A 24,432-nucleotide genomic window follows, 5' to 3' on the forward strand; every position below is an offset into this window, starting at 1 on the left:
GAAGCAGAAGTAATCACTTAGGCTGAGCTAAACTGAGCAATTGTTCGACTACCACTGCCAAACCTTGCTGGGGGTCACTATTTTTCGTAATGGAATATCCCAGCTTGCAGTGGGCAGTTGCTCGACTTGCTGGCAATCGTGCGCAAGACCAATCGGCATCGCGCCTTGCTGCGTTTTAAACCAAGGTGCGAGAGTGCGATCGTAATAGCCGCCACCCATTCCCAAGCGTTGGCCTGATTGATCAAACGCCACCAAAGGAGTACCGATAATATCGAGCTCTCGAACCGGGCAGATCAAACGTTGGTCGAGTTTAGGCTCTGCGATCCCATAGCGATTTTTGTTCATTGGTGTGTGTGCTTGGTAGTGCAGAAACAGCAAGTGACCTTTTGCGAAAGGGTGTAAAACTGGGAGATACACTTGTTTACCTTGCTGCCAAAGCCATTCGATCAGTGGTTGGGTATTTAGCTCACCATCATTGGCAAGATACAGGGCAATACGCTGCGCGGCAGTCACTTCCGATAAGCTAGCAAAGGTATGGATAAGTTGTTGGCTGGCCGTCTGTTGCTCAAAAGCAGAGAGTGATTGTCGACGCTGACGAATTTGCAGGCGTAGGTGTGTACGAGAATCTGTCATAGAGGGAACCCCGGGATGCCGTTGAGGATCGTAGCCCTTGAACCATCAGGTTCAAGGCGGATCAGTAATGGTAACCGCAGGCTTCTCGGTACAAGCCGAGCTTGCTCAATAGCTACCCAATACCAACCCTGTTATGTTGCTTATCGGCTCAGGGACATAAATCCGCTGACGAACACCCCAGGGTAAATCAATGCTGTGTTTATTGCTTTCCTGGCTTCACATTTTTCAATGCAGCTTCTAATGAAGCGGCGAGCTGTTCCATGCGCTCGCTAAGTTGTGACTGAGTACCCGCATTTTCTTGCTGTTTCGTTTGTAACTCGTAACAGATGTTGAGTGCGGCAATCGTCAACAGTTTCACCTCATTGGTGACTTTAGTTCGCTCTGCCATTTCTTTCAAACGATTATCGAGATCTTGCGCAGCTTGAAGCAAAGACGCTTCTTGACCTGCTGGGCAGTTTACCCGGGTCACTTTGCCCAAAATTTCAATGTCAACCGCTTGATTACTCATGATTAATGAACTCTTTTAGCATAACTAAAGATGAGTCAACTCAGGTGACCATCGAGGTGGAACTATAGGTAAACCCAAAACAAGATTCAAGCCTTTCCCGTCGCAACCCGAGAAATGGACGTTTGAAAACTCACGATTTGGACAATTTGTGCAAAAGCTAAGCACCAACTGCAGGCGAGCGTTTTCGCTCTGGCAATGAAGTGGTAGGATTGGGCTACCTTTCTCGGTTAGTGAATCCAATATGAGCAAAAATAGACTTCCTGCTTACCCAGCTTTAGCCAATGAGCTGCGTAGCGCTTCTCTCGGTATTAATCCTGCCGAGCTACAAGGGTTACTGACGGGGATGTTGTCCGGCGGTTTAAGCCTCAATGATAAAAGCTGGCAAGCCTTGGTTTTCGATTACACCAACGATGGCATGGGCTGGCCAATTGGTGCATTAGCCAGCGCAGAGCAGATTCTGCTGGCGATGAGTGCGCAGTTGGTGGATACCGATTTTGAGCTTTCATTGCTCCTACCTGAAGGTGAGGGCGAGGAAGCCTTGTTTGAGCTCGCGGATGCGGTTGCGGAATGGATTAACCACTTTATTTCTGGATTAGGTTTGAGTGGCGCCAATCTGAAGCACGCTTCTGTTGAAGCGAAAGAAGCATTAGAGGATCTGGAAGAGATGTCGAAATTAGGCATCGATGAAGAGGATGACTTAGCCGAGCAAGCAGAATTATTGGAACAAGTGATCGAACATATCAAAGCCTGTGTATTGGTATTACATGCGGAATTTGGTGTCAAACCAGAGCAAGACACTAAGCCCACCGTTCACTAAGTCAACAGAAAGGAAGCGCAATGACGGACAGCCAGCAGCCCAATATCAGTAAGCCTATCAGTTTTGATGTGATCATTGCGGGTGGCGCGATGGCGGGCGCAACATTAGCGCTCGCGTTGCAGCACCTCAGCCAAGGTAAGCTGAAGGTCGCCGTGATAGAGGCGTTTGCAACCGATCATTCTGCGCATCCCGGTTTTGATGCGCGCAGCATTGCGCTCTCCTACGGTACGGTACAAATCCTGCGGGAGTTACAACTTTGGCCGAGCCTACAGCCTTTTGCGACTCCGATTAAACATATCCATGTCTCGGATCAGTCTCATGCAGGAATGACGGATATTCATTGTGAGACGCTTGGGGTTAGCGCTCTAGGTTATGTGGTTGAACTGGCGGATGTGGGGCGCGTTTACGCCGAGCGCATGGCGCAGTGTTCTGTCATTCAACAATTTGTACCAAGCCGAGTGGTGAATATTACCCGTGAACAAGAGTCGGTCACTGTCCAACTCGACACTAAAGAGACCTTGCAAGGTAAGCTGCTTGTGGCGGCAGATGGTGCGCTGTCGACGTGTTGCCAAGCGCTGGGCCTTGCGATGCAGGAGCACGATTTTGAACAAGTCGCGCTGATCGCCAATATCACCAGCGCGCAACCTCATGCAGGGCGAGCTTTTGAGCGTTTTACACCGCATGGCCCCGTTGCCTTGCTACCAATGAGCCAAGATCGCTTGTCTTTAGTTTGGTGTCTGCCACCAGAGCAAGTTGCGCACTGGCTGCATTGCAGCGAAGCTGAGTTCTTACAAGGCTTACAACAAGCCTTTGGTTGGCGGCTTGGCGCCTTGACCCATGCAGGTGAGAGAAGTGTTTATTCGCTGGTTTTGCGCTATCGTGAGCAAACGGTCTCTCACCGTTTTGCTATGGTGGGCAATGCGGCGCAAACCTTACACCCGATTGCAGGACAAGGTTTTAACCTTGGTATTCGTGATGTGGCGACTTTAGCCGAAGAGATTACGCGCAGCGACGATGCGGGTGAGTACGCGCTACTGCAGCGTTATTTTCAGCGTCGCCATGCCGATCGCACGGCAACCATCAGCCTGACTACAGGATTAGTACACACTTTCTCGAATGACTGGTTAGCGATGCGAATGGGGCGTAACCTTGGTCTAATGGCGATGGATAACTTGCCGTTATTGAAAGCTCCGTTATTGCGCCGCACTCTCGGCATAGTGAACCGTTAATAGGTAAAAGAATGATGCAAAGCGTTGATGTTGTAATTATCGGTGGCGGTATGGTCGGCCTAGCGTTAGCTGCGGCTCTGAAAGAGAGTGACCTACGCATTGCTGTGGTTGAGAACCAATTACCGGAAGAGGCGCTAAACCCGCTGCCGGATGTGCGCGTTTCTGCCTTGAGTCGCTCAAGTGAGATTGTGCTGCGTAATCTTAATGCTTGGGCGGGCATTGAAGCGCGCCGCGCTGCACCCTACATCGCGATGGAAGTGTGGGAGCAAGATAGTTTTGCGCGGATTGAATTTAAAGCCAATGAGATGACGCAGCCTAATCTAGGACACATTGTTGAAAACCGAGTCATTCAGTTGGCGCTGTTAGAGCAAGTTCAGCAACAAGCCAATGTGACACTGCATGTGCCTGCGACCTGTCAGAGCATCGCCGTGGGTGAAAGCGAAGCATGGCTAACCTTGAGTAATGGCCAAGCCTTGAGCGCAAAATTGGTCGTAGGGGCCGATGGCGCAAACTCTTGGTTGCGTCGACAAATGGATATTCCTTTGACGCATTGGGATTATGGACACAGTGCCTTAGTGGCCAATGTGCGCACCAGTGATCCGCACAATAAAGTCGCGCGCCAGATTTTTACTGCCCAAGGACCGTTAGCCTTTCTCCCCATGTCAGAGCCGCATATGAGTTCGATTGTGTGGTCGACAGAGCCTTCACGCGCTGAGGCTTTGCTCAATATGAGTGATGCGCAGTTTAACAAAGCGCTGACCGCAGAATTCGATGCACGATTAGGCCGCTGTGACGTGGTCGGTGAGCGACAAGCTTTCCCACTTAAGATGCGCTATGCCCGTGATTTTGTTGCGCCTCGGGTTGCGCTCGTCGGGGATGCCGCACACACCATTCATCCGCTGGCAGGGCAGGGTGTGAACTTAGGTTTACTGGATGCTGCCTGCTTGGCGCAAGAGCTGCTGAGCTTATGGCAGCAAAATCGCGACATTGGTGATGAGCGTAATTTGCGCCATTATGAGCGCTGGCGGAAAGCGGAAGCTGCCAAAATGATTGCGGCGATGCAAGGTTTCCGCGATCTGTTTGAGGGGGATAACCCTGCTAAGAAACTGATCCGTGGAATCGGCATGCGTCTGGTAGGTCAATTACCGGGCGCCAAAGATGAAATCATGAAACGCGCGCTAGGCCTCAAGGGCGATCTGCCTGAGCTGGCGAAGCAGGTTTGGTTAGAGCGTGTCTACTGATTGAATAAAAAGTCGATCAAACAAAAAGGGTTGGCACTGCCAACCCTTTTTACATTAAATCGCTTTATATTAAATCGAATGCTATTGAGTGTTTGCTTGTTTATGCATAAGCGCAACGCAGCTTCATGATCTCTTGATTGACTTCTTTTACGGTCTGATAGTGGCGCTGCTCCGCTTTCTCTGGCAGCTTTAACTTACCATTATCGAACTCGAATTTACCGACGCCAAAGATATAAATCCTACCTTTAAACAGACGGCTCACGTGTTTAGCAATCATACCTGGTGTATAGCGCTTAAACAGTCTCATACTTCGATCCTTGCGTTGTTCTGGCACTGCTTAGTATAGAAAAACCTAAACAAAAATAGTGTGATAGGTTTGGTGGAATAAGCAGTACTTACTGATTATTTGGAATATCTGTGCAGAATGAATCAAAACTGCAGTCAAATATCCAGAATCATGTGATCAAATTTACAAATTCTTCTGATGTTCTCAGCGGGTAACTGATGAACAGCCCGTATTAAGCCAGCCTCTTATGACACTTTAAAGAATAGTCGTAAAAATTCTGAACAGGCAAGTTGATTGTAAAATAATTGTAAAAAAATGCCCGCGTTTGGGCGGGCGAATAGTCACAGATGCATTACACAAAAAGTGGATAACTCGAATGCTCAGTTAATTCACTTTCTGTTGACGAGAGAGTGAGCAAACTTGGGTGCTCATTGCTCTCCTCAACGGTTTATAGCCTAGAGGATTGTTTTGGTTTTGACTATTTATGTTTTTAATTTAATTTTAAATTCATAAATAAGTATTGGTTTGTTTGAAGAAACTCGCGCGAAGATGCAACGAGCAATAGTGTGTTGCAGCGAAGCTGAGAAGGGAGCCTGATGAGGGAGAGTTTGAGCTGCCGATTCAGGCAGCTCAAGTCGGTTTCGATGAATGAGCGCTATTCTTCACTGAGTGAATAGGGTAGCGGTTGGATATGCCAGCGGGTGTCTGGTTGAGCAGCTAGACGCAGCTCGACATTGTGCTCAAGATCGTTGGGCAGGACGATCAAACCGATCGCTATTGAATCGGTAAAACGATAATGAGTCAGCAGTGTGCCCGCGCTACGCCAGTTTTCTCCGACAGCGCGTTCAAGAACCACAGGCTCATCTTGGCTCAGCGGCGCACTCAGATTACCTTTGACTATGTACATGGCGCGCTTATTGATGCCGCGATACTTGGCACGTGCCACAGTCTCTTGCCCTGTGTAACAACCTTTAGTAAAACTGATACCGTCAACGGCTTGCACATTGAGTGCTTGCGGAATGTGTTCATTTTGAGCCGTTTGGGTAACGACAGGCACGGCCTCTTCAATATCCATGCGTGTCCACAGCGATTGCTCGACATGCAGTCCTTGCCAAGCATTGACGTATTGCTCCGCCTGTTCGGCATTCACCAACAGCAGCCAACGCTGTGGACTCATACGCACGGCTGTACCGCCTGCGATACGGCGTACATCGCCAGTCGTTTCACTCACAGTATCAATCCAAGCATCGGCTTGACTGCCCATCACACCTAGAGCGATATCGCTGCTTTCGGCAATCGTCACTTTAGAGAAGATGGCGTATTTCTTCAGCTCGCGCAGTTCGACTTCTATCGCCGATTGCGGTTGAAACATTGCGTAGCCATCGTGATGATGAAACAAGCGAAATACCGACCATACCTTACCTTTGGCATCACAGTGTGCACCAAAGGTGACTTGCTGCTCTTGCAAAGAAACCACATTGCAGGTGACTTGGCCTTGCAGATACGCTTTTTTATCGGCACCGACCAGCGTGATGGCTCCCCATCCAGTGAGATGCGTGAGCATCAGTTCAGGGAGAGGATCGTGAGAAGAAAGATTGAGTACTGAAAAACGATTTTGCCAGTCCATGTTGTTCACCACTGAGGAAAAAAGTCTCGCTATGTTAATCTGGATCAACTTTTTTGTCAGCTTGAACAGGGACTGTGACTGAGTTACTAGTTGTCTGTCTGCACCCTTGTTACACTCCGAATCAAACAAAAACCATAAGGTGAGGAATACTGATGTACACCGCTGAACAAAAAGCGCGAATCAAATGGGCATGCCGTCGTGGTATGTTGGAGCTTGATGTGGTCATCATGCCATTTTTCGAAGAGTGTTTTGATTCACTGGCCGAATCTGAGCAGGACGACTTTGTGGCTTTACTGGAAAGTGACGACCCTGATCTGTTTGCTTGGGTGATGGGACATGGCCGCTGTGAGAATTTAGGCCTTGCTGCGATGGTGGATAAGATTGTCGCTCATAACCTCAGCAAAGTCCGTTAAGCTTCTTTTTATCCCTTCCTTTTACGCTCAGATCATCGCGCTGCTGATTATGCTGTTGATGCTCTGGGCGTTATTCGTTTCTTCTATTCCCTTGGTGTTGGTGCCCTATTTTGCCGCTTGGATCTGGCGTGGTCATCTCCACAGCCAATGGATGCCGGCGAGTTTGGTCGGCAATGTGGAACTCACCTTTGCTGGCGTATTCGAGCAAGAGGGGCGGCGTGAAACCTTTCATTCGGTACATACGCTTTATGCTCCGCTGTTTATCTGCTTACAAGGGCAGGGCAAGCGTTGGTTTATCTGGCGTGATAGCTGTGATGAAGCCACCTATCGGCAATTGTTAGTGCGATTAAAACGGGAGCTCAATGGCTCCCGTGATCATGCGCAGATCTCTTGATTGCTGTTGCAAGCGGAGAGAGCGTTATTTTTCCGGCACAAGAATCGTTGGGCCACTCTCTGCCAGTTGATCTGGATAGTCCAACGTGTAGTGTAAGCCGCGACTTTCTTTGCGTTGCATCGCGCAACGCACCATCAATTCAGCGACTTGCAGTAAGTTACGCATCTCGAGGAGGTTGTTTGACACACGGAAGTTGCTGTAATACTCGTGGGTCTCCTGTTGCAGTAGCTGAATGCGGCGCATTGCTCGTTCCAAACGCTTGTTGGTGCGCACGATTCCCATGTAGTCCCACATAAAGAGGCGCAGTTCGTGCCAGTTATGCTGCAAAACCACTTCCTCATCAGAACAGGTGACTTGGCTTTCATCCCAAGCTGGGAGTGACTCTGGCATGCTTGCGTTGGGCAACTGAGCAATGATGTCTTGTGACGCTGACCATGCGTATACCACGCATTCTAGAAGAGAGTTTGATGCCATACGGTTTGCGCCGTGTAAGCCGGTGTAGCTCACTTCGCCAATCGCATACAACTGCTTAAGATCCGTTTGACCTTGCGGATTTACCATCACGCCACCACACGTATAGTGCGCCGCAGGAACGATGGGGATCGGTTCTTTGGTCATATCAATGCCCAAATCCATCAAGCGTGAGTAAATGGTGGGGAAGTGTTTTTCGATAAAGTCAGCAGGCTTATGGCTGATGTCGAGATACATACAGTCTGCACCTAAACGCTTCATTTCAAAGTCGATCGCGCGTGCCACGATATCACGCGGAGCCAGCTCAGCTCGTTCATCGAAATCCGGCATAAAGCGGCTGCCATCTGGGCGGCGCAAATAAGCGCCTTCACCACGCAGCGCTTCGGTAAGTAGGAAGTTACGTGCTTCTGGATGGTATAAACAGGTTGGGTGGAACTGGTTGAACTCTAGGTTGGCCACACGGCAGCCCGCACGCCACGCCATGGCAATGCCATCACCAGAAGAAACATCAGGGTTAGAGGTGTACTGATACACCTTAGATGCCCCGCCAGTCGCCAACACCACAAATTTGGCGCGAATCGTTTCTACGTGTTCCGCATTACGATTCCATACATAGGCGCCAACGACTTTGTTGGCATCACCGCCGATTTTATCTTCAGTGATCAAATCCAGCGCATTGTGTCTTTCAAGTACCGTAATGTTGGGATGGTTGTGGGCGTTATCTTGCAAGGACGTCTGCATCGCCATCCCTGTGGCATCAGCAGCATGCAAAATACGGCGATGGCTGTGACCGCCTTCGCGGGTCAAGTGGTAGCGTGGGTGGTCGTTATCGCTATCCTCTTCTTTGTCAAAAGGTACACCGCCATCAATCAGCCACTGCACGCACTCTTTGGCATGCTCGGCAATAAAGCGCACGGTTTGTTCATCACAAATCCCAGCACCTGCAATTAAGGTGTCTTGCACATGCGATTCAATACTGTCCGATTCATCAAAGACTGCTGCAATACCGCCTTGTGCATAAAAAGTCGCGCCTTCACTGCGCGGCCCTTTGCTTAATACAATCACTTTTCCGTATTGAGCGACCTGTAAAGCAAGCGATAAGCCTGCTGCGCCACTTCCTATGACTAATACATCACATTGATGCTCTCGGTCTGCATTCATAAAATTGCCAATTCCCAAACTGTAGCGAGTCATCCAACTCGACATTTCTTTAAATTCCTCAAAGAGTTGTTTTCTTTAGAGGAAAAAAACACCGCATCGATTGAGCAGACATGCCACTGTGCACAATCAAGTGGCAAGAAATTATCGAAAAATTCGGATCGTTGATACGGTGTAAGTCCTGCTATTATCATCGCGCTAAATGCAATAGTTTGTAAATCTTATTGTCATGTTAGCGGTTGCACTCTATTAATCCGCTGCATTCACCACTATATAAAGAGTGAAGCGCACGTGATGTATGGGGAATACCTATCTACGCGAGAGGCAACGGGTGAAAATGCTGCCTTGATAAGGTTTTGAGTAAAATATTTCACCCAATAATGAACTTTCTCGATAATGCCGAGTCTCTAAAGGTGCTCATGCAAGTAGTGGTGTCAATATTACAATTCGCATAATGAGTACCCATATCTGAGAAGGTAGGGGAATAACAATAGGAGTGACCGCTCGAATGAACGAGCAACTGACCGATCAAGTGTTGATTGAGCGAGTTCAGAATGGGGATAAGCAAGCATTTAACCTTTTGGTTTTGAGATATCAAAATAAAGTGTGCAACCTTATTTCCCGGTATGTAAGCAATTCCGGTGATGTGGCTGATGTAGCGCAGGAAGCGTTTATTAAAGCGTATCGAGCCATTCCAACCTTTCGTGGCGAGAGTGCGTTTTACACTTGGTTGTACCGTATTGCTGTTAATACCGCGAAAAATCACATTGTTGCGCAAAGCCGACGCCCACCCGCAAGTGATGTTGATGCTGAAGAAGCTGAATTCTATGAAGGTGGTGACGCATTAAAAGAATTATCGAACCCGGAGAACATTACGTTGTCCAAAGAGTTGAAGAAGACTGTGTTCGATGCAATTGATGCGTTACCGGATGATTTAAAAACGGCAATGACGTTGCGCGAGCTTGATGGCTTGAGTTACGAGGAAATTGCGGAAGTGATGGATTGCCCTGTTGGTACAGTGCGTTCACGAATATTCCGCGCTCGTGAGGCGGTAGAGAAGAAAATCAAACCTCTTCTGTAACGCAAATTCCGTAATGACTATGGTGAATAGAATGGCTGACAAAGAAAAACTTTCAGCACTCATGGATGGCGAGATGATCGACAATGAGCTGATTTTAGGATTGGCTCAGGATCAAGATGCACGTGACACGTGGAAAAACTATCATCTGATCGGTGATGTACTCCGTGGAGAGGCACCGATTCACAAAGAATGGAATATCGCTGAAAGTGTCGCCTTGGCGCTGGAAAATGAGCCTGCGCACAATCCGCTACACCACTCAACGAACGTGATTGACTTGCAACAGGCAAGACTCGAAGCGCAGCCTAAACCGCAACAGGCTAAACGTCAGTTGCCTGCTTGGTTGTCTCAGTTTGGTCAAGTCGGTATCGCCGCTTGTGTCTCGTTGGCGGTTATTTTCGGCGTTCAACAGTATGGTGGACAAAGCTCAGGTGTGGAAAATGAACTGCCTGTGCTGCAAACCATTCCTCTTGCTGGAAGTGCTGAGCCAGTGAGTTTGACTCGTGATTCGGTGGAAAAGCATGCGCCAGACAGCAGCATGCAAGAGCAACGTCGCCGCGTAAACGCCTTGCTGCAGGACTACGAACTGCAATTACGCCTAAACAGTGAGAATAGTGCTTCTCACCAACACCCAGTTGAATCGGTTGTGGAATGAAGAAACTTTTGATCAGTGCGCTGACACTGTTCTGTGTAAATTCAACTACCGCCTTTGCAGAGGAAGAGTCTGCAGAGGCGTTGTTGTATCAGATGAATGAAGCCAGCCAACATCTCAATTACGAACTCTCATACATCTTGGTTAAGAAAAACAGCATTGAGCCCTTGTTGTATCGTCATGCTCGGCAAGATGATCAACAACTGGCGCATTTGGTGTACTTGAGCGGCCCCGTGCGTGAAGTGATCCGCCGTGGTGATGAAGTGAGTTACATCGAGCCGGGTGTTGAGCCTTTTACGATTGAATCGGGCAATATGGTGGCTCCAACCATCCCCATGTTGAACACGGATGTGGCGGAGTTGAGCCGCTACTATGACTTCGTGAAAGTCGGGCGCGCCCGAGAAGCGGGGGCAGCGTGCCAAGTATTGCGCGTGGTTCCGAAAGATGGTTTACGTTACTCGTATGTTGTCTGGGTCGATGAAAAAAGCCATTTGCCTTTAAGGGCGGATTTGCTGGATCGCGATGGCGAAGTGCTTGAGCAGTATCGCACCATTTCATTTTCGGTCAGCGAGCGTTTGGCCGAAATCATGGCAGGGCTAAACAAGGTGCAACTGCCTGAAGTCCTTAAGTTGCCAAAAGGCAGTGTGCAAGAGACCTTCTGGCAAGTCACTTGGGTACCGGATGGTTTTCAAGCCATGGAGCTGAATCGTTATCGTATGGCAATGACAGAGCGTTTGGTGGAAAGCCAGATGTATTCGGACGGCCTGTTTAATTTCTCAGTGTATGTCTCTGCCAGTGATAACTACTCACTCAAAGGGCAGTTGGTTCGACAAGGCCGCCGTACTTTGCACAGTGTCGTCAAAGGTGAGAATGAAATTTCGGTAGTGGGCGATATTCCTCCTGCGACTGCGCAACGTATCGCTCAATCGGTGATGTTTGGTGTCGGTGGAGTGAAAGCGCAATGATGACGGCATTGGCTACGGTGACCAAAGTGGTACCCGCTCAACAAGGATTTCAAGTGACGCTGAGTTGTGAACAGCAAACCAGTTGCAGCAGTTGCCAATCCTCGAAAAGCTGCGGTACGGGCATCGTCTCTAAAGCGTTTGGTAACAAAACCCTATTCTGGCGTTTACAAACCATACAAGCCCTAGAAGCGGGTGAGGTGGTCGAGATTGGTTTGCCGGAAAAGAGCGTGCTGCAGTCGGCGGCGCTCGTCTATTTATTACCGCTGTTTTTCATGATGCTGGGTGCATGGCTTGGCGATCAATGGCTGGCCCCTATGTTGGGTTTTGGAGAGGGGATAGTGATCCTTACTGCACTGCTCTTTATTGCGCTCGGTGTATGGGTTGCCAAACATTATGCGAAAGTGCTGGAGCTACGCTCTCAGCAGCAAGTGGTTTTGTTACGAAAACTGGGTATCCCGGTTGCCTAAATTATGATGCGAACCCCAACGAAATTGGGTAGAATCGCCCAACTTGAATGAATAGCCGCCAACGCGGCTTTTCTATGTCCTTATTATTTAAGAGTTTAGTCATCCCAAACCTATGAAGCACATTCGTAACTTTTCGATTATCGCCCACATTGACCATGGTAAATCGACTCTATCTGACCGTTTAATCCAAGTCTGTGGCGGCTTGAGCGATCGTGAAATGGCCGAGCAAGTTCTTGACTCTATGGATCTGGAACGTGAGCGTGGCATCACCATTAAAGCGCAGAGTGTGACTCTCGACTATACAGCGAAAGATGGCCAAACCTATCAACTGAACTTTATCGACACCCCAGGACACGTTGACTTCGCGTACGAAGTATCACGTTCATTGGCGGCGTGTGAAGGCGCACTGTTGGTGGTGGATGCGGGGCAAGGCGTAGAAGCGCAAACCCTAGCAAACTGCTATACCGCGATCGAAATGGATCTGGAAGTCGTGCCCATTCTGAACAAGATTGACCTGCCGGCGGCAGAGCCAGAGCGTGTGGCGGAAGAGATTGAAGACATCGTCGGTATCGATGCGATTGATGCTGTGCGTTGCTCAGCGAAAACCGGTGTGGGCGTGGATGAAGTTCTCGAAAAAATCGTTTCTGCCATCCCAGCGCCACAAGGCGATCCTGATGCACCGCTACAAGCGCTGATCATCGACTCATGGTTTGATAACTACTTAGGTGTGGTTTCTCTGGTTCGTATTAAAAACGGTAGCCTGAAGAAAAACGACAAGATCAAAGTGATGAGCACCGGCCAAACTTGGGGTGTGGATCGCTTAGGTATTTTCACTCCAAAACAAGAGGATACCGATTCACTCAACACTGGCGAAGTAGGCTGGGTGGTGTGTGGTATCAAAGACATCATGGGCGCACCAGTGGGTGACACCCTGACCTTAGCGAAGAACGGTTGTGAAAAAGCGCTGCCGGGCTTTAAAAAGGTGAAACCTCAAGTGTATGCGGGCTTGTTCCCAGTCTCTTCTGATGACTATGACAACTTCCGTGATGCACTGGGTAAACTGAGCCTCAATGACGCGTCGCTGTTCTATGAGCCAGAAACGTCGGCAGCACTCGGTTTTGGTTTCCGTTGTGGCTTCCTTGGTATGCTGCACATGGAGATCATCCAAGAGCGTTTAGAGCGCGAATACGATCTCGACCTCATCACCACGGCACCAACCGTAGTGTATGAAGTGCTCAAGACCAACAAAGAGATCGTCTACGTTGATAGCCCAGCTAAACTGCCAGCCATCAACGATATCGAAGAGATCCGCGAGCCGATCGCGCGTTGTAACATTCTGGTTCCTGCGGATTACCTGGGTAACGTGATCACTCTGTGTATCGAGAAACGAGGTACTCAGGTGGACATGGTTTACCACGGTAACCAAGTGGCGCTGACTTACGACATCCCGATGGCTGAAGTGGTTCTGGATTTCTTTGACCGCTTGAAATCCACCTCTCGTGGCTACGCGTCACTGGATTACGGTTTCCAACGTTTTGAAATGTCGCACATGGTACGTGTGGATGTGCTGCTCAACGGTGACAAAGTGGACGCCTTGGCGATCATTACCCACCGCGACAACTCGCAAACCCGCGGTCGTCAATTGGTTGAGAAGATGAAAGAGTTCATTCCTCGCCAGATGTTCGATATCGCGATCCAAGCGGCAATCGGTAACCACATCATTGCGCGCTCTACCGTGAAGCAGTTACGTAAAAACGTACTGGCGAAATGTTACGGTGGTGACGTGAGCCGTAAGAAGAAACTGCTGAAGAAGCAGAAAGAAGGTAAGAAACGGATGAAGCAGATCGGTAACGTTGAGCTGCCACAAGAAGCGTTCCTTGCCATTCTGCATGTCGGCAAAGACTAATTTCTTTGCTGGCTTCAGACTTATTGGTTTAACACATGAGTGAAAGGGTTTCGGCTCTTTCACTTTCGTATTTTTTAGATAAGGGAAGTCAATGGCGAACACATTCTCACTGATTTTGGTGATCGTAACTCTGGTCACCGGTATCGTCTGGACACTGGAAAAGCTGGTGTGGGCGAAAAAACGCCAACAGAAACAAGCTCATTTACAGGCACAAACACCGGATATGCCAGCCTCAGCGCTGGATAAAGTTGCGGCTCAGCCATGGTGGATTGAAAACAGTGTCTCGATTTTCCCTGTCATTGCTTTTGTGCTGGTACTGCGCTCGTTCATTTATGAGCCGTTCCAAATTCCATCCGGTTCGATGATGCCGACTCTGCTGGTTGGGGATTTTATTCTGGTTGAGAAATACGCTTACGGCTTGAAAGATCCTGTATGGCGCACTCAGTTAGTGGAAACGGGTAAACCTGAGCGCGGTGACATAGTGGTATTCAAATACCCAGTGAATCCTCAGATCGACTACATCAAGCGTGTGGTGGGGATGCCCGGAGATACCGTACGTTACAGCGCAGGTAAAGAGCTGTGTATTCAGCGCCAGGGTGAGAGCGAATGCCAAGCGGTCAAACTCTCTAACGTGCAAGAGAGCGAGTTTTACCAAAATGAGATCCCACTGATCCAACTGAATGAACTGCTAGGCAAGGTCGAGCACAGTATTTTGGTTAACCCATTGAGCATTGATAACGTGGCGAACTATCGACCACGCAGTGGCGTGAATGAATGGGTTGTACCACAAGGGCACTATTTTGTGATGGGTGATAACCGTGACAACAGTGCAGACAGCCGTTTCTGGGGCTTTGTGCCAGAGCAGAATCTGGTCGGAAAAGCTGTGGCTATCTGGATCAGTTTCGAGTTTGAACGCGCTGAAGACAGCGTACTTCCACGCTGGATTCCTACCGGAGTACGATTCAATCGTGTTGGTGGGATCCACTAAGCCAGCATAAGCTGGCAATAACGTTGAGATTATGACACCTCCAATGAATAAATTAACAAGTAAGCTCGGTTATACCTTTAAGGAGACTGAGCTGCTTAATCTGGCGCTGACACACCGCAGCGCCAATGGTAAGCACAATGAACGTCTTGAGTTTCTGGGCGATTCAATTTTAAGTTTTGTCATTGCTGACGAGCTCTATCGCCGCTTCCCGAAAGTGAATGAGGGCGATATGAGCCGTATGCGTGCCACCTTAGTGCGTGGTAACACGTTGGCGGAGCTGGGTCGTGAATTCGATCTGGGAGATTACTTAAAATTAGGTCCAGGTGAGTTGAAAAGCGGTGGTTTTCGCCGTGACTCGATTCTGGCCGATGCCGTAGAAGCCATCATTGGTGCGATCTACCTCGATAGTGATTTAGAAACCGCGCGCACTATTGTGCTGGAGTGGTATCAATGTCGCCTTGAGGAGATCAAACCGGGCGCATCACAAAAAGACCCAAAAACTCGCTTACAAGAGTTTTTGCAAGGCAGAAGAAAACCGCTGCCCGTCTACACTGTGACTAATATTAAAGGTGAAGCGCACAACCAAGAATTTACGGTTGCGTGTGAAGTTGCAGGTATGGACACACCTGTGATCGGTAAAGGCACCAGCCGCCGCAAGGCAGAGCAAGCGGCTGCAGAAACGGCTCTGGAGCAATTAACTCATGGCTGATCAAGAATTTGATATCGATGCATACTTTGCTTCTCGCAGCGAAGGCCAAACGGCGATATCGACACCAGAGGACCAACACTGCGGCTTTGTCGCGATTGTCGGTCGTCCTAACGTGGGTAAATCGACCCTGCTCAATAACCTGTTAGGGCAGAAAATCTCGATTACTTCGCGTAAACCGCAAACTACTCGCCACCGTATTATGGGTGTTGAGACGGAAGGCAAGTATCAAGCCATTTACGTGGATACTCCGGGATTGCACATTGAAGAAAAACGCGCCATCAACCGTTTGATGAACCGCGCGGCATCAAGCTCACTGAGTGATGTCAACTTAGTGCTGTTTGTGGTGGAAGGGACTCACTGGACCGCTGACGATGAGATGGTGTTCAACAAGCTGCAAAAAGCCAACTTCCCGGTGGTGCTTTGTGTGAACAAGGTCGATCAGGTCAAAGATCGTAACGAAGTGATGCTGCACATGCTGGAGCTTTCTAAGCGCATGCCGTTTGTCGATATCGTACCGATTTCCGCTAAACAGGGGAAAAACACCGATGTGCTGAAAAAGCACGTTCGTGAGCACCTGCCGAAAGCCGTGCACCATTTCCCTGAAGAGTATGTGACGGATCGTTCACAGCGCTTTATGGCCTCTGAAATCGTGCGTGAAAAGCTGATGCGTTTTACGGGCGAAGAGCTGCCGTATTCGGTGACTGTGGAAATCGAGCGTTTCGATTACAACCCAGATACCGATGGCTTCCACATCAATGCTCTGATCTTGGTTGAACGTATCGGCCAGAAGAAAATGGTGATTGGTAAAAACGGCGAGAAGATCAAAACCATCGGCCGCGAAGCGCGTCTCGATATGGAAGAGCTGTTTGGCCGCAAAGTTTACCTAGAGACTTGGGTGAAAGTGAAATCCGGTTGGGCGGATGATGAGCGCGCCCTGCGTTCACTCGGCTATATCGACGATCTCTAAACATGAAAGGTGGCAACGAGGTTGCCACCTTTTTCATTCCTACCTTCAACTGCATGATAGAAAGGGAAAATGTCAGACGGACTGCAACGCTGTTTTGTTCTGCACCGCCGCCCTTACAGTGAATCGAGCTTAATCCTCGATGTGTTCAGTGAGGAGTACGGGCGAGTCACCTTGATGGCCAAAGGCGCGCGCGGAAAACGCTCCAACCTCAAAGGTGCGCTGCAACCTTTCACTCCTTTACTGCTGAAATGGTCGGGCAATGGCTCGATGAAAACGTTGCGCCAAGCCGAACCGATTAGCCTCGGCTTACCGCTTTCCGGCGTCTATCTCTATTCGGCGATGTACATCAACGAGCTGGTGGATAGAGTGCTCATGCCTGAAGTCGCCAGTCCCGGACTATTTCATGATTATCTGTTTGCGCTCACTGAACTGGCGCAAAGCACCAATCCTGAGCCCGCGCTACGCCGCTTTGAACTCGCCTTGCTTGCCGCGATGGGGTACGGCGTAGATTTTCTGCATTGTGCAGGTACGGGTGAGCCAGTTTCACCAGACATGACCTATCGCTATCGTGAGCAAAAAGGCTTTATTGCCTCAGTACGTCGCGATAATCTCACCTTTCTCGGTAACGAGCTCATTGCAATCAGTGAACGGCGTTTTACCAGCAAAGAACAACTGCAAGCGGCAAAACGCTTTACACGTTTAGCCTTAAAGCCGTATCTTGGCGGCAAACCTTTAAAGAGTCGTGAGTTGTTTCGTCAAACAACTCTACCCAGAGCACGGAGTACAGAAGAATGAGCTCAATTTATCTTGGTGTGAATATCGATCACGTGGCGACTTTGCGTAACGCACGCGGCACACAATATCCCGATCCAGTGCATGCAGCCGAAATTGCTGAACGTGCGGGCGCGGATGGCATCACCATCCATCTGCGTGAAGATCGTCGTCACATCACAGATCGCGATGTCCGTCTTTTGCGTGAAACGCTGCAAACGCGTATGAACCTTGAAATGGCGGTGACGGATGAGATGGTCGAGATTGCGCTGCAAACTCAGCCAGAATACGTCTGCTTGGTGCCGGAAAAACGTGAAGAGTTGACCACAGAAGGCGGTCTTGATGTGCTAGGTCAGTTGGAACGTGTCAAAGCGGCAACGGAAAAACTCACAGCGGCTGGCATTAAAGTTTCTCTGTTTATCGATGCCGATCGTGAGCAAATTGATGCGGCCAAAGCTTGTGGCGCACCTTTTATTGAGCTGCATACCGGGCACTACTCCGATGCGAAAAGCGATGTCGATCAGCAAAATGAGCTGAAGAAAATTGCAGCCGCAGCGGCTTACGCACACGACTTGGGCATTACGGTGAATGCGGGTCATGGCTTGACCTACCACAATGTCGCGGCGATTGCGGCCATTCCTGAAATTTACGAGCTGAACATCGGCCATGCGATCATTGGTCGCGCGGTTTTTGATGGTTTAGCGAAAGCCGTCGCCGATATGAAAGCCATCATGGTTGCTGCGCGTCGATAACGTATGATCGTTGGACTCGGAACAGATATCGCTGAAATCGAACGGGTTGAGAAAGCGTTGGCGCGCTCAGGTGAAAACTTTGCGCGGCGCATTCTCACAGATTCGGAACTGGAGCAATTTCTGGCTTTGAAGCAACAAGGGCGCTTTTTAGCTAAACGCTTTGCGGCTAAAGAAGCGGCATCCAAAGCCTTAGGGACTGGAATTGCGCAGGGCGTGTCTTTCCACGATTTCACCATTAGCAACGATGCATTAGGTAAGCCCTTACTAAGTTTGAGTGGCAAGGCCGCTCAGTTAGCCGCACAACTGCAGGTGGTGAATATTCATCTTTCCATCTCTGATGAGCGCCATTACGCGATGGCGACCGTGATTCTTGAACGCCGCTGATGCGGCGTTCATGCTTTAGTTCATTTCAAATCTTTCATTTTCTGACTATATTTTCCTTACGTGCTTACTTTTCTTCAACGGAAGAATGAGTTTTTCTGCTCTTTGCATCAAATGCGTATTTTTGCTTCATCAATAACTAGAATTAAAGAAATTGGGTGATGTCATCAATGACGAATGACGATCGAAATAGAGAATATGTCGCTTGGCGCGCTGTTTTGCGTTGTGGTAGACGTTGTGCTTGCTTAGGAATGACCCAATGATGCGAAGCCTTTTTCAAAACCGGCTGATGAGTTGTGTTGTCGGTGTATTAGCCATGACGAATGGCGTTGTTTTGGCGGCCGACTGGAGCGTCTCTGGTTATGGATCGATTGGTTACGGTTATGAAAATGAAGAGAACCTTGGTTTTCTGCGTAACATCGCCCAGCCAGACGAATATCAACGTAACGGATCGTTTAAGCCTGATTCTAATCTCGGGATCCAGTTTGATCTTCAGTTAGACCCGCAATGGTCGCTGACAGCGCAGTGGGTGATGGAGGATCGAGTCGAGCAGCGCTTCGATGATATTACTGAGCTCGCTTTTGTGCGCTATATGCCGGATGAGCACTGGGATATTCGCTTGGGGCGTCTTGGGCTTAATGCCTACATCGCTGCTGACAGCCGACGTATTGACTACGCACACCTTTGGTTGCGCCCTCCGCAAGAGTTTTACGGCGGTATTTTCTACGATTCTATCGATGGAGTTGATGTCACTTATCGCAGTCAATGGGATGAGATCACTTGGTCGTTAGGCGCGCAATATGGCCGAATTAAACAGAAACTGCAAAATATCGCGTCCAAAGAGATTTCTGCCACACAGTCTGATCAAACGTTAGCTCTGGTACTTTCTCTCGAGCAAGAGCAATGGTTTGGGCGTCTCTCTTATGTGCATGTCGGGCACCTTAAGGTGGATCTGGATGGTAACTCTTTAACCGGTGTGCAAGCTGTAAATCAATTAGCGCAAGCCGGGTTTGGGGCGATCAGCGCTGAAGCCGCGCAGTTAGTTGAGCAAATCAACCTTCAAGCGGAAACTATTGAATATTGGCAATTGGGCTTTGGCTATCGAGGTGATCAGTGGTCGCTCCAATCAGAAATTTATACCATCATAGGTGAGAAGGCCGTGGTTCCAGAAGGGGTCGGTGGCTATGTCATGGCGGGATATACCCTAAGCAGTGTTACGCCTTATGCCATCTATGGTCGGTTTAACCCAAAAAATCCCCCCTACCAAGCGCAGTCTGATTGGGGATTATCCCCAGTTAATGGTGCGCAGTTGGCTGCGGTACAAAAATGGTTGATTGACGGAGTTAACTCTACCTACATCGATCAGCAGACATACTCCTTAGGCGTTCGCTGGGACGTTACTGCCCAGATAGCCTTGAAAGCACAATATGATTACATCCAGATTGCCGATAGCGGCTATGGTTTATGGGCCATTCCTTTAGATGCTGATATACGGGGCCGGGATGTGCAGCTGTTTTCTGCCAGCGTTAACTTTGTGTTTTAGGAGGACTCAATGCGATATTGGTTACTCCTAACTCTCTTGTTTAGCCCTCTGACTTGGGGTGAATTGTATGTGGTTGCCAGCCCAAAAAGTCCGGTAATGGGAATTAATAAAGAGCAGTTATCTGCCTTATACCTTGGACGTAATCGCGTGGTGGGCAAAACTTACATTAATCAGGTGTTAGATCGCAGTGGTGCGGTACGTCAACGTTTCTTTTTGCAGGTGACCAACATGCAAGAGAGCCAGATCAACGCTTATTGGGCGAAACTGAAATTCTCAGGACGGCTGCGTGCCCCTGAGTCAGTGGTGAGTGAACAAGAGCTGATCGCTAAATTAGAAGAGAACCCGTTCTCGATTGGTTATACCGACCAAAATCCCAGTGACGCGCTCAAAGTATTACTGGTGATCTATGACTGAGCAAACGCATTCATCTCCGTTAGTTAATCGTTTACTGAAGATGATTTCACTGTGTGCGCTTGGGTATTTGCTGATCATTTTGGCCATCATTATTCCGCGAGGCATACAGAGTGTTGAACAGCAAAAACAAGAACTGGAGGAGAAGCTTGCGCTCTCTTTGAGCAACTCGGCGGCCATTGCGCTGTATGTGAATAATTACGATATTGCCTCTGAGGTGATGGATGCGCTGCTACTTCACAAAGAGATCAATGCCGTCAAATTAGCCAGCGTTGATGGCATTGTATTTGAGCGAACGACTGTGCCCACAGCCTTCAAAGAGCAGAATTATTGGAATGATGCGAATCGTTACCGTTTGGACTCTCCTGTCGATGGTAATTTGATTGGCTATTTAATGATTCATTTGGATCATCAAGCCGTTCGTCAGCAAGCCATTAATCAAATTCTTGATCAGATAGTCGTGGTATTGATTCAGTTTCTAGTGACTTTTATTGCGCTTATCTGGATCGTTCGTCGCTTGGTCGGTAAACCGCTGACTGAGCTTTCGCAGGCTTTATCTGAAGTGCGGCCAGATCATGATCGTAAAGTCGCGGTCGCAGCAGAAGATCACCACAACGAGATTGGTTTAGTGGCCAAAAGCATCAATGAATTTATTGATGCTTCTCACCAAGCATTATTGCGTGAACGTGAGCTACGCCAACAGATTGAACGTTGGGAAAGCTACTATCGCACCATTGCTGAACAAGACACGCTGACTGGGTTAAAAAACCGTTTGGGTTGCGAAAAGTATGTGCTCCATAAAAAGCACGCTAGCAAAGTTATGGCGTTGTTATTGATTGACTTAGATGGCTTTAAGCAAGTCAATGATACTTTGGGGCATGCGGCTGGTGATGAAGTATTACGTGAAATCGCCAAACGATTTTATGCCTTGGCGCAAACGCATTTTTCCGATTTTGTGGTCGGGCGATTAGGTGGGGATGAGTTCGCTATTTACATTCCACTGAATAAATTTGATTTAGAGTCTATTGAATCGTTTGCAGCTCAACTGATTGAGTCCTCATCGGCTCCCATCGTATTAGCTAAACAGACTGCGCAAGTCAGTTGTAGTATTGGGATTAGCCATATGAATAGCCTGCACATTGACTTAGAAAAACTGCTGCTACAAGCCGATAAAGCTATGTACTGGGTCAAATACAGAGGCAAGCATAGCTATCATATCTATCGTACAGGGGAAGAGCTTCAGCCTCTTCCCAGCACCAAATAACTCAAACAGGATCAGTTCAGATAGTCGTGAGAGGCTTCGGTCACTTTAGCCATTTCATCTTGCAGCTCAAATAACTCAGGCTCTAACTCGCCGACGCTCGCCCCATTGCGCAGCGCTTGTTCCAAACTGGCGCAGATTTTTCGCAGGCGGGGTACGCCGCTGTACGAACAGCTGCCATGTAATTTATGGATATGATGCAGCAGATCGCTAGTGGAGTATTCATCATCTTCAAGCGCAGTATTGACCACAGTTTCGACTTCTCGCAAATAATCGACCAACATGCCGAGCATCTCTTTAGCGAGCTCCTCTTTATTGGCGGATTGGCGAAGCGCGACAGGCCAATCAATGATCGCCTCTTCAACTGGCTGTGATGAGGGTAAGGCGTTAGATATGACCGCGGCACCATCGGGTGGGGGCACTTTCGCGACCTGTTTACTGCGCGTGTGCGGGCTCCAATGCACCAACACTTGTTGCAGAATATGCTCTTCAATCGGTTTGGTCAGGTAATCATCCATACCCGCTTTCAGTAGGCGGTCACGTTCACCGGCCATAGCATGCGCCGTCACTGCAATCACTGGCGTATCACAGTAACCTTTGAGCTTCTTGATCTCTTTACAAGCAGTGACCCCATCCATGTGCGGCATTTGAATGTCCATCAAGATGATATCGAACTGACGCAGCTGGGCTTGCTCGATCGCTTCCTGACCACTGGTGCAAGATACCACGTACTCAACCCGCTCTTGCAATAGCGCAGTGATCAGTTTGAGGTTGGCAGGATTATCATCGACCGCCATGACGCACAGCGGAAGCTTATCCGCTTGAGGTTTAGGTAAACTGGTGTTGGCGAGTTGCGGCTGTTGCGATGCCAAGGTTTGTAGCAGTTTTTTGCGTGATAAAGGCTTACTGATGCATTTTACTGGGTAGCGCTGCATCAATTGGTCGGCGAGCGCCAGTTCTGTGCTCGGCACACCGACAATCACATTGTGGGTCATGGCTAATGCGCGTTGCACCCAAAGTTCCACCAAGGTCGGATTGGTCTCTTTACTTGGCGCTAAGTTGAGCAGTACATAGTCGTAAACGTGTTGCTCTTCCGGAATCGCTGAGCGGTACGTCACTTCTAAACCACTTTGGACCAGCGTTTGCTGCACAATCGCAGCGGCTTGCATATTGGGTTCAATCAGCAGCAAGTGGCGATGATTGAGCGAGTCCGCGTTATAACCGTCATTGAGAGGCAGCTCTGTGGTATGCAGGCGCAGCGTGAACCAGAAGGTTGAACCTTGGTGCAAACGGCTGGTGAGGCTGATTTCTCCGCCCATATGGCTGACCAGTTTTTGGGTAATCACCAACCCTAGTCCTGTACCGCCATAACGGCGTGAAATACTGGCATCCGCTTGGCTAAAAGCTTGGAATAATTGAGCTTGCTGGCGCTCGGAGATGCCAATGCCGGTATCGCGCACCATAAATTGCAGATCGATCGCATCATCGCGTAGCGCGCGCATTTCCACGCTCACGTCGATGTTGCCACGATCGGTAAACTTAATTGAGTTACCGACCAAGTTGGTCAGAACTTGCTGAATACGCAGCGGATCGCCCACCACGCCGCGCGGAATTTTCGGGTCAATCTTGAGGGTGATTTCTAAGCCTTTTTCGTGGGCGCTAGTGGCTTGAAGGTTAACCACTTCTTCCAGTACTTCTTGGAATTCAAACGGAATATTTTCCAGAGCCAACTTACCAGCTTCGAGTTTGGAGAAATCCAAAATATCGTTGATGATCGTTAGTAGGTTATTGGCTGATTTTTCAATGGTTTGAAGGCAGTCCGCTTGGCTGTTGGTCAACTGGGTTTTCAGCATTTGCCGCGTAAAACCAATTACACCATTGAGTGGGGTACGCAGCTCGTGCGACATGTTGGCTAGAAATTCTGACTTCACTCGTGCCGCTTCTTGCGCGCGCTTTTTGGCAATGTCGAGTTCGACGTTTTGAATCTCAAGCTGCTCAAGGGTCTCTCTGAGATCGGACGTGGCTTGGTCTATGCTGTGCTGCATTTCGACATGGTATTCGGAGAGCGATACCGCCATCGCGTTGATGCCTTTTTTCAGCGAATCCAACTCGCCATGCATTTTTGCTTCAATGCGCACATCCAAATGGCCGCGACGAATGCGATCGACCATATTTTTCATATGAGTGATTGGGCGAGTTACGTCGTACATCAAGCGCGAAGCAAATACCCAAGAAAGCAAAATCCCGATCACCAGCACTAAACCTGCGGAAAAAACCTCCTGATACTGCTGTAAACGCAGCGAAGAGAGATCCAGCTCTATAGCAATATAACCCATCACCGGAGTCGCGGGATTGGCATCGTCATTATCTAGTGCGGTGCGCTCAGAAACGATCGGGGTACGCAAGATAAGCGTGTTATCGTCAATCACTGAGCTGCTCAGAAATGGGATCGGTTTATCCTTGGGATACATGAGTTTTTCGAAATTAGGGTGAAAGTTTGAAGTCACAAACAGCTCATGATTGGCATCAAACACCGCGATGCTGCGGACTAACTTGGAATTTTTCCGGTGGGCATAACTGATAATGCGTCGCACCGACTCTCGGCTTTGCATGCGCAGCGCATCTTCACTGGCGATCGCTAATGGCTCAATGATGCTGGCACCAGCATTGATCACTTGAGTTTCTAAATCGTGATAACGGTTAAAAGAGAACAGAGCGCTAAGCAGCAGACCAATAATCAGGGTAGGTGCCAAAGTGAGCGTCATAACGCGGGCGCGCAAGCCATATCTTTGAGTCATTATTGT

25 protein-coding genes and 1 other RNA gene are annotated in these 24,432 nt (G+C 48.9%); 19 read left to right on the plus strand and 7 right to left on the minus strand.

From position 1 onward, the window contains the following. Nucleotides 1-48: 48 nt before the first annotated feature. The 3 genes from CEQ48_RS06645 to CEQ48_RS06655 form a co-directional block, all read right to left on the minus strand. Nucleotides 49-633, minus strand: a complete 585-nt coding sequence (locus tag CEQ48_RS06645) for a 5-formyltetrahydrofolate cyclo-ligase (RefSeq protein WP_032478466.1) — start codon at nucleotides 631-633, stop codon at nucleotides 49-51. 3 nt (nucleotides 634-636) lie between these two features. Beyond that, a non-coding RNA gene (ssrS, locus tag CEQ48_RS06650) (6S RNA) lies at nucleotides 637-820 on the minus strand. A gap of 12 nt (nucleotides 821-832) precedes the next feature. Beyond that, complete coding sequence (locus CEQ48_RS06655) at nucleotides 833-1,141, minus strand: cell division protein ZapA (protein ID WP_000070442.1); 309 nt, start codon at nucleotides 1,139-1,141, stop codon at nucleotides 833-835. A 241-nt stretch (nucleotides 1,142-1,382) separates the two neighbouring features. On the opposite strand from CEQ48_RS06655, the gene CEQ48_RS06660 reads away from it, so the two are divergent. From CEQ48_RS06660 to CEQ48_RS06670, 3 genes are read left to right on the plus strand one after another with little or no spacing between them, the layout of a single operon-like run. Next, complete coding sequence (locus CEQ48_RS06660; protein WP_000042175.1) at nucleotides 1,383-1,958, plus strand: YecA/YgfB family protein; 576 nt, start codon at nucleotides 1,383-1,385, stop codon at nucleotides 1,956-1,958. A 20-nt stretch (nucleotides 1,959-1,978) separates the two neighbouring features. Then, nucleotides 1,979-3,187 carry a 2-octaprenyl-6-methoxyphenyl hydroxylase gene (gene ubiH / locus CEQ48_RS06665; protein ID WP_089070696.1) on the plus strand — a complete coding sequence of 403 codons (1,209 nt, stop codon included), beginning with the start codon at nucleotides 1,979-1,981 and terminating at the stop codon, nucleotides 3,185-3,187. An 11-nt stretch (nucleotides 3,188-3,198) separates the two neighbouring features. Next, nucleotides 3,199-4,428: an FAD-dependent 2-octaprenylphenol hydroxylase gene (locus tag CEQ48_RS06670; RefSeq protein WP_089070697.1), complete on the plus strand. Its 1,230-nt coding sequence runs from the start codon at nucleotides 3,199-3,201 to the stop codon at nucleotides 4,426-4,428. A 100-nt stretch (nucleotides 4,429-4,528) separates the two neighbouring features. Here the strand turns inward: CEQ48_RS06670 and CEQ48_RS06675 are convergent, their stop codons facing one another. Then, nucleotides 4,529-4,735, minus strand: coding sequence for a DUF1107 domain-containing protein (locus tag CEQ48_RS06675; RefSeq protein ID WP_001235991.1), 207 nt, complete (start codon nucleotides 4,733-4,735; stop codon nucleotides 4,529-4,531). 634 nt (nucleotides 4,736-5,369) lie between these two features. Continuing rightward, entirely contained in the window at nucleotides 5,370-6,341 is a 972-nt protein-coding gene (gene ygfZ, locus CEQ48_RS06680) for a tRNA-modifying protein YgfZ (protein WP_089070698.1), read from the minus strand. A 152-nt stretch (nucleotides 6,342-6,493) separates the two neighbouring features. Here ygfZ and CEQ48_RS06685 point away from each other — a divergent pair, with 152 nt between their 5' ends. Together CEQ48_RS06685 and CEQ48_RS06690 are read left to right on the plus strand one after the other, a co-directional pair. After that, a complete protein-coding gene (locus tag CEQ48_RS06685; protein ID WP_089070699.1) occupies nucleotides 6,494-6,754 on the plus strand; it encodes an FAD assembly factor SdhE in 261 nt (86 codons plus the stop codon). Nucleotides 6,755-6,803: 49 nt separating this feature from the next. Beyond that, nucleotides 6,804-7,148: a hypothetical protein gene (locus tag CEQ48_RS06690; protein WP_032481254.1), complete on the plus strand. Its 345-nt coding sequence runs from the start codon at nucleotides 6,804-6,806 to the stop codon at nucleotides 7,146-7,148. Between the two features lie 24 nt (nucleotides 7,149-7,172). Here CEQ48_RS06690 and nadB read toward each other — a convergent pair whose 3' ends face one another. Next, entirely contained in the window at nucleotides 7,173-8,780 is a 1,608-nt protein-coding gene (gene nadB, locus CEQ48_RS06695; protein WP_001918879.1) for an L-aspartate oxidase, read from the minus strand. A 505-nt stretch (nucleotides 8,781-9,285) separates the two neighbouring features. Between nadB and rpoE the strand changes: the two genes are divergently transcribed. From rpoE to CEQ48_RS06770, 14 genes are all read left to right on the plus strand, one after another. Beyond that, nucleotides 9,286-9,858, plus strand: coding sequence for an RNA polymerase sigma factor RpoE (gene rpoE, locus CEQ48_RS06705; RefSeq protein WP_001005346.1), 573 nt, complete (start codon nucleotides 9,286-9,288; stop codon nucleotides 9,856-9,858). Between the two features lie 31 nt (nucleotides 9,859-9,889). After that, nucleotides 9,890-10,510: a sigma-E factor negative regulatory protein gene (locus CEQ48_RS06710; protein WP_000763844.1), complete on the plus strand. Its 621-nt coding sequence runs from the start codon at nucleotides 9,890-9,892 to the stop codon at nucleotides 10,508-10,510. Continuing rightward, a complete protein-coding gene (gene rseB, locus CEQ48_RS06715) occupies nucleotides 10,507-11,472 on the plus strand; it encodes a sigma-E factor regulatory protein RseB (RefSeq protein WP_000734779.1) in 966 nt (321 codons plus the stop codon). Before CEQ48_RS06710 ends, rseB begins: the two co-directional genes overlap by 4 nt. Beyond that, nucleotides 11,469-11,939, plus strand: coding sequence for a SoxR reducing system RseC family protein (locus CEQ48_RS06720; RefSeq protein WP_089070700.1), 471 nt, complete (start codon nucleotides 11,469-11,471; stop codon nucleotides 11,937-11,939). The genes rseB and CEQ48_RS06720 overlap by 4 nt, the downstream gene beginning before the upstream one ends. A 112-nt stretch (nucleotides 11,940-12,051) precedes the next feature. Next, nucleotides 12,052-13,845 (plus strand): translation elongation factor 4, encoded by a 1,794-nt coding sequence (gene lepA, locus CEQ48_RS06725; protein ID WP_089070701.1) that lies wholly within the window; start codon nucleotides 12,052-12,054, stop codon nucleotides 13,843-13,845. Nucleotides 13,846-13,936: 91 nt separating this feature from the next. Then, entirely contained in the window at nucleotides 13,937-14,833 is an 897-nt protein-coding gene (gene lepB, locus CEQ48_RS06730) for a signal peptidase I (RefSeq protein ID WP_089070702.1), read from the plus strand. 31 nt (nucleotides 14,834-14,864) lie between these two features. Next, on the plus strand, nucleotides 14,865-15,542 hold the full coding sequence (gene rnc / locus CEQ48_RS06735) for a ribonuclease III (RefSeq protein ID WP_089070703.1): 678 nt from the start codon (nucleotides 14,865-14,867) through the stop codon (nucleotides 15,540-15,542). Further along, a complete protein-coding gene (gene era / locus CEQ48_RS06740) occupies nucleotides 15,535-16,509 on the plus strand; it encodes a GTPase Era (protein WP_089070704.1) in 975 nt (324 codons plus the stop codon). The genes rnc and era overlap by 8 nt, the downstream gene beginning before the upstream one ends. Nucleotides 16,510-16,578: 69 nt before the next feature. After that, entirely contained in the window at nucleotides 16,579-17,304 is a 726-nt protein-coding gene (recO, locus tag CEQ48_RS06745) for a DNA repair protein RecO (protein ID WP_001279493.1), read from the plus strand. Continuing rightward, entirely contained in the window at nucleotides 17,301-18,032 is a 732-nt protein-coding gene (gene pdxJ / locus CEQ48_RS06750) for a pyridoxine 5'-phosphate synthase (RefSeq protein ID WP_089070705.1), read from the plus strand. Before recO ends, pdxJ begins: the two co-directional genes overlap by 4 nt. 3 nt (nucleotides 18,033-18,035) lie before the next feature. Continuing rightward, a complete protein-coding gene (gene acpS, locus CEQ48_RS06755) occupies nucleotides 18,036-18,416 on the plus strand; it encodes a holo-ACP synthase (protein ID WP_089070706.1) in 381 nt (126 codons plus the stop codon). A 256-nt stretch (nucleotides 18,417-18,672) separates the two neighbouring features. Continuing rightward, nucleotides 18,673-19,956 carry a hypothetical protein gene (locus CEQ48_RS06760; protein WP_089070707.1) on the plus strand — a complete coding sequence of 428 codons (1,284 nt, stop codon included), beginning with the start codon at nucleotides 18,673-18,675 and terminating at the stop codon, nucleotides 19,954-19,956. 9 nt (nucleotides 19,957-19,965) lie between these two features. Further along, complete coding sequence (locus CEQ48_RS06765; protein WP_089070708.1) at nucleotides 19,966-20,370, plus strand: hypothetical protein; 405 nt, start codon at nucleotides 19,966-19,968, stop codon at nucleotides 20,368-20,370. Beyond that, entirely contained in the window at nucleotides 20,363-21,631 is a 1,269-nt protein-coding gene (locus tag CEQ48_RS06770; protein ID WP_089070709.1) for a sensor domain-containing diguanylate cyclase, read from the plus strand. Before CEQ48_RS06765 ends, CEQ48_RS06770 begins: the two co-directional genes overlap by 8 nt. A gap of 11 nt (nucleotides 21,632-21,642) precedes the next feature. Here the strand turns inward: CEQ48_RS06770 and barA are convergent, their stop codons facing one another. Further along, nucleotides 21,643-24,426 (minus strand): two-component sensor histidine kinase BarA, encoded by a 2,784-nt coding sequence (barA, locus tag CEQ48_RS06775; RefSeq protein WP_089070710.1) that lies wholly within the window; start codon nucleotides 24,424-24,426, stop codon nucleotides 21,643-21,645. Nucleotides 24,427-24,432: the final 6 nt, after the last annotated feature.

Origin of the sequence: Vibrio tarriae, from assembly GCF_002216685.1 — a bacterium.
Lineage (GTDB): Bacteria > Pseudomonadota > Gammaproteobacteria > Enterobacterales > Vibrionaceae > Vibrio > Vibrio tarriae.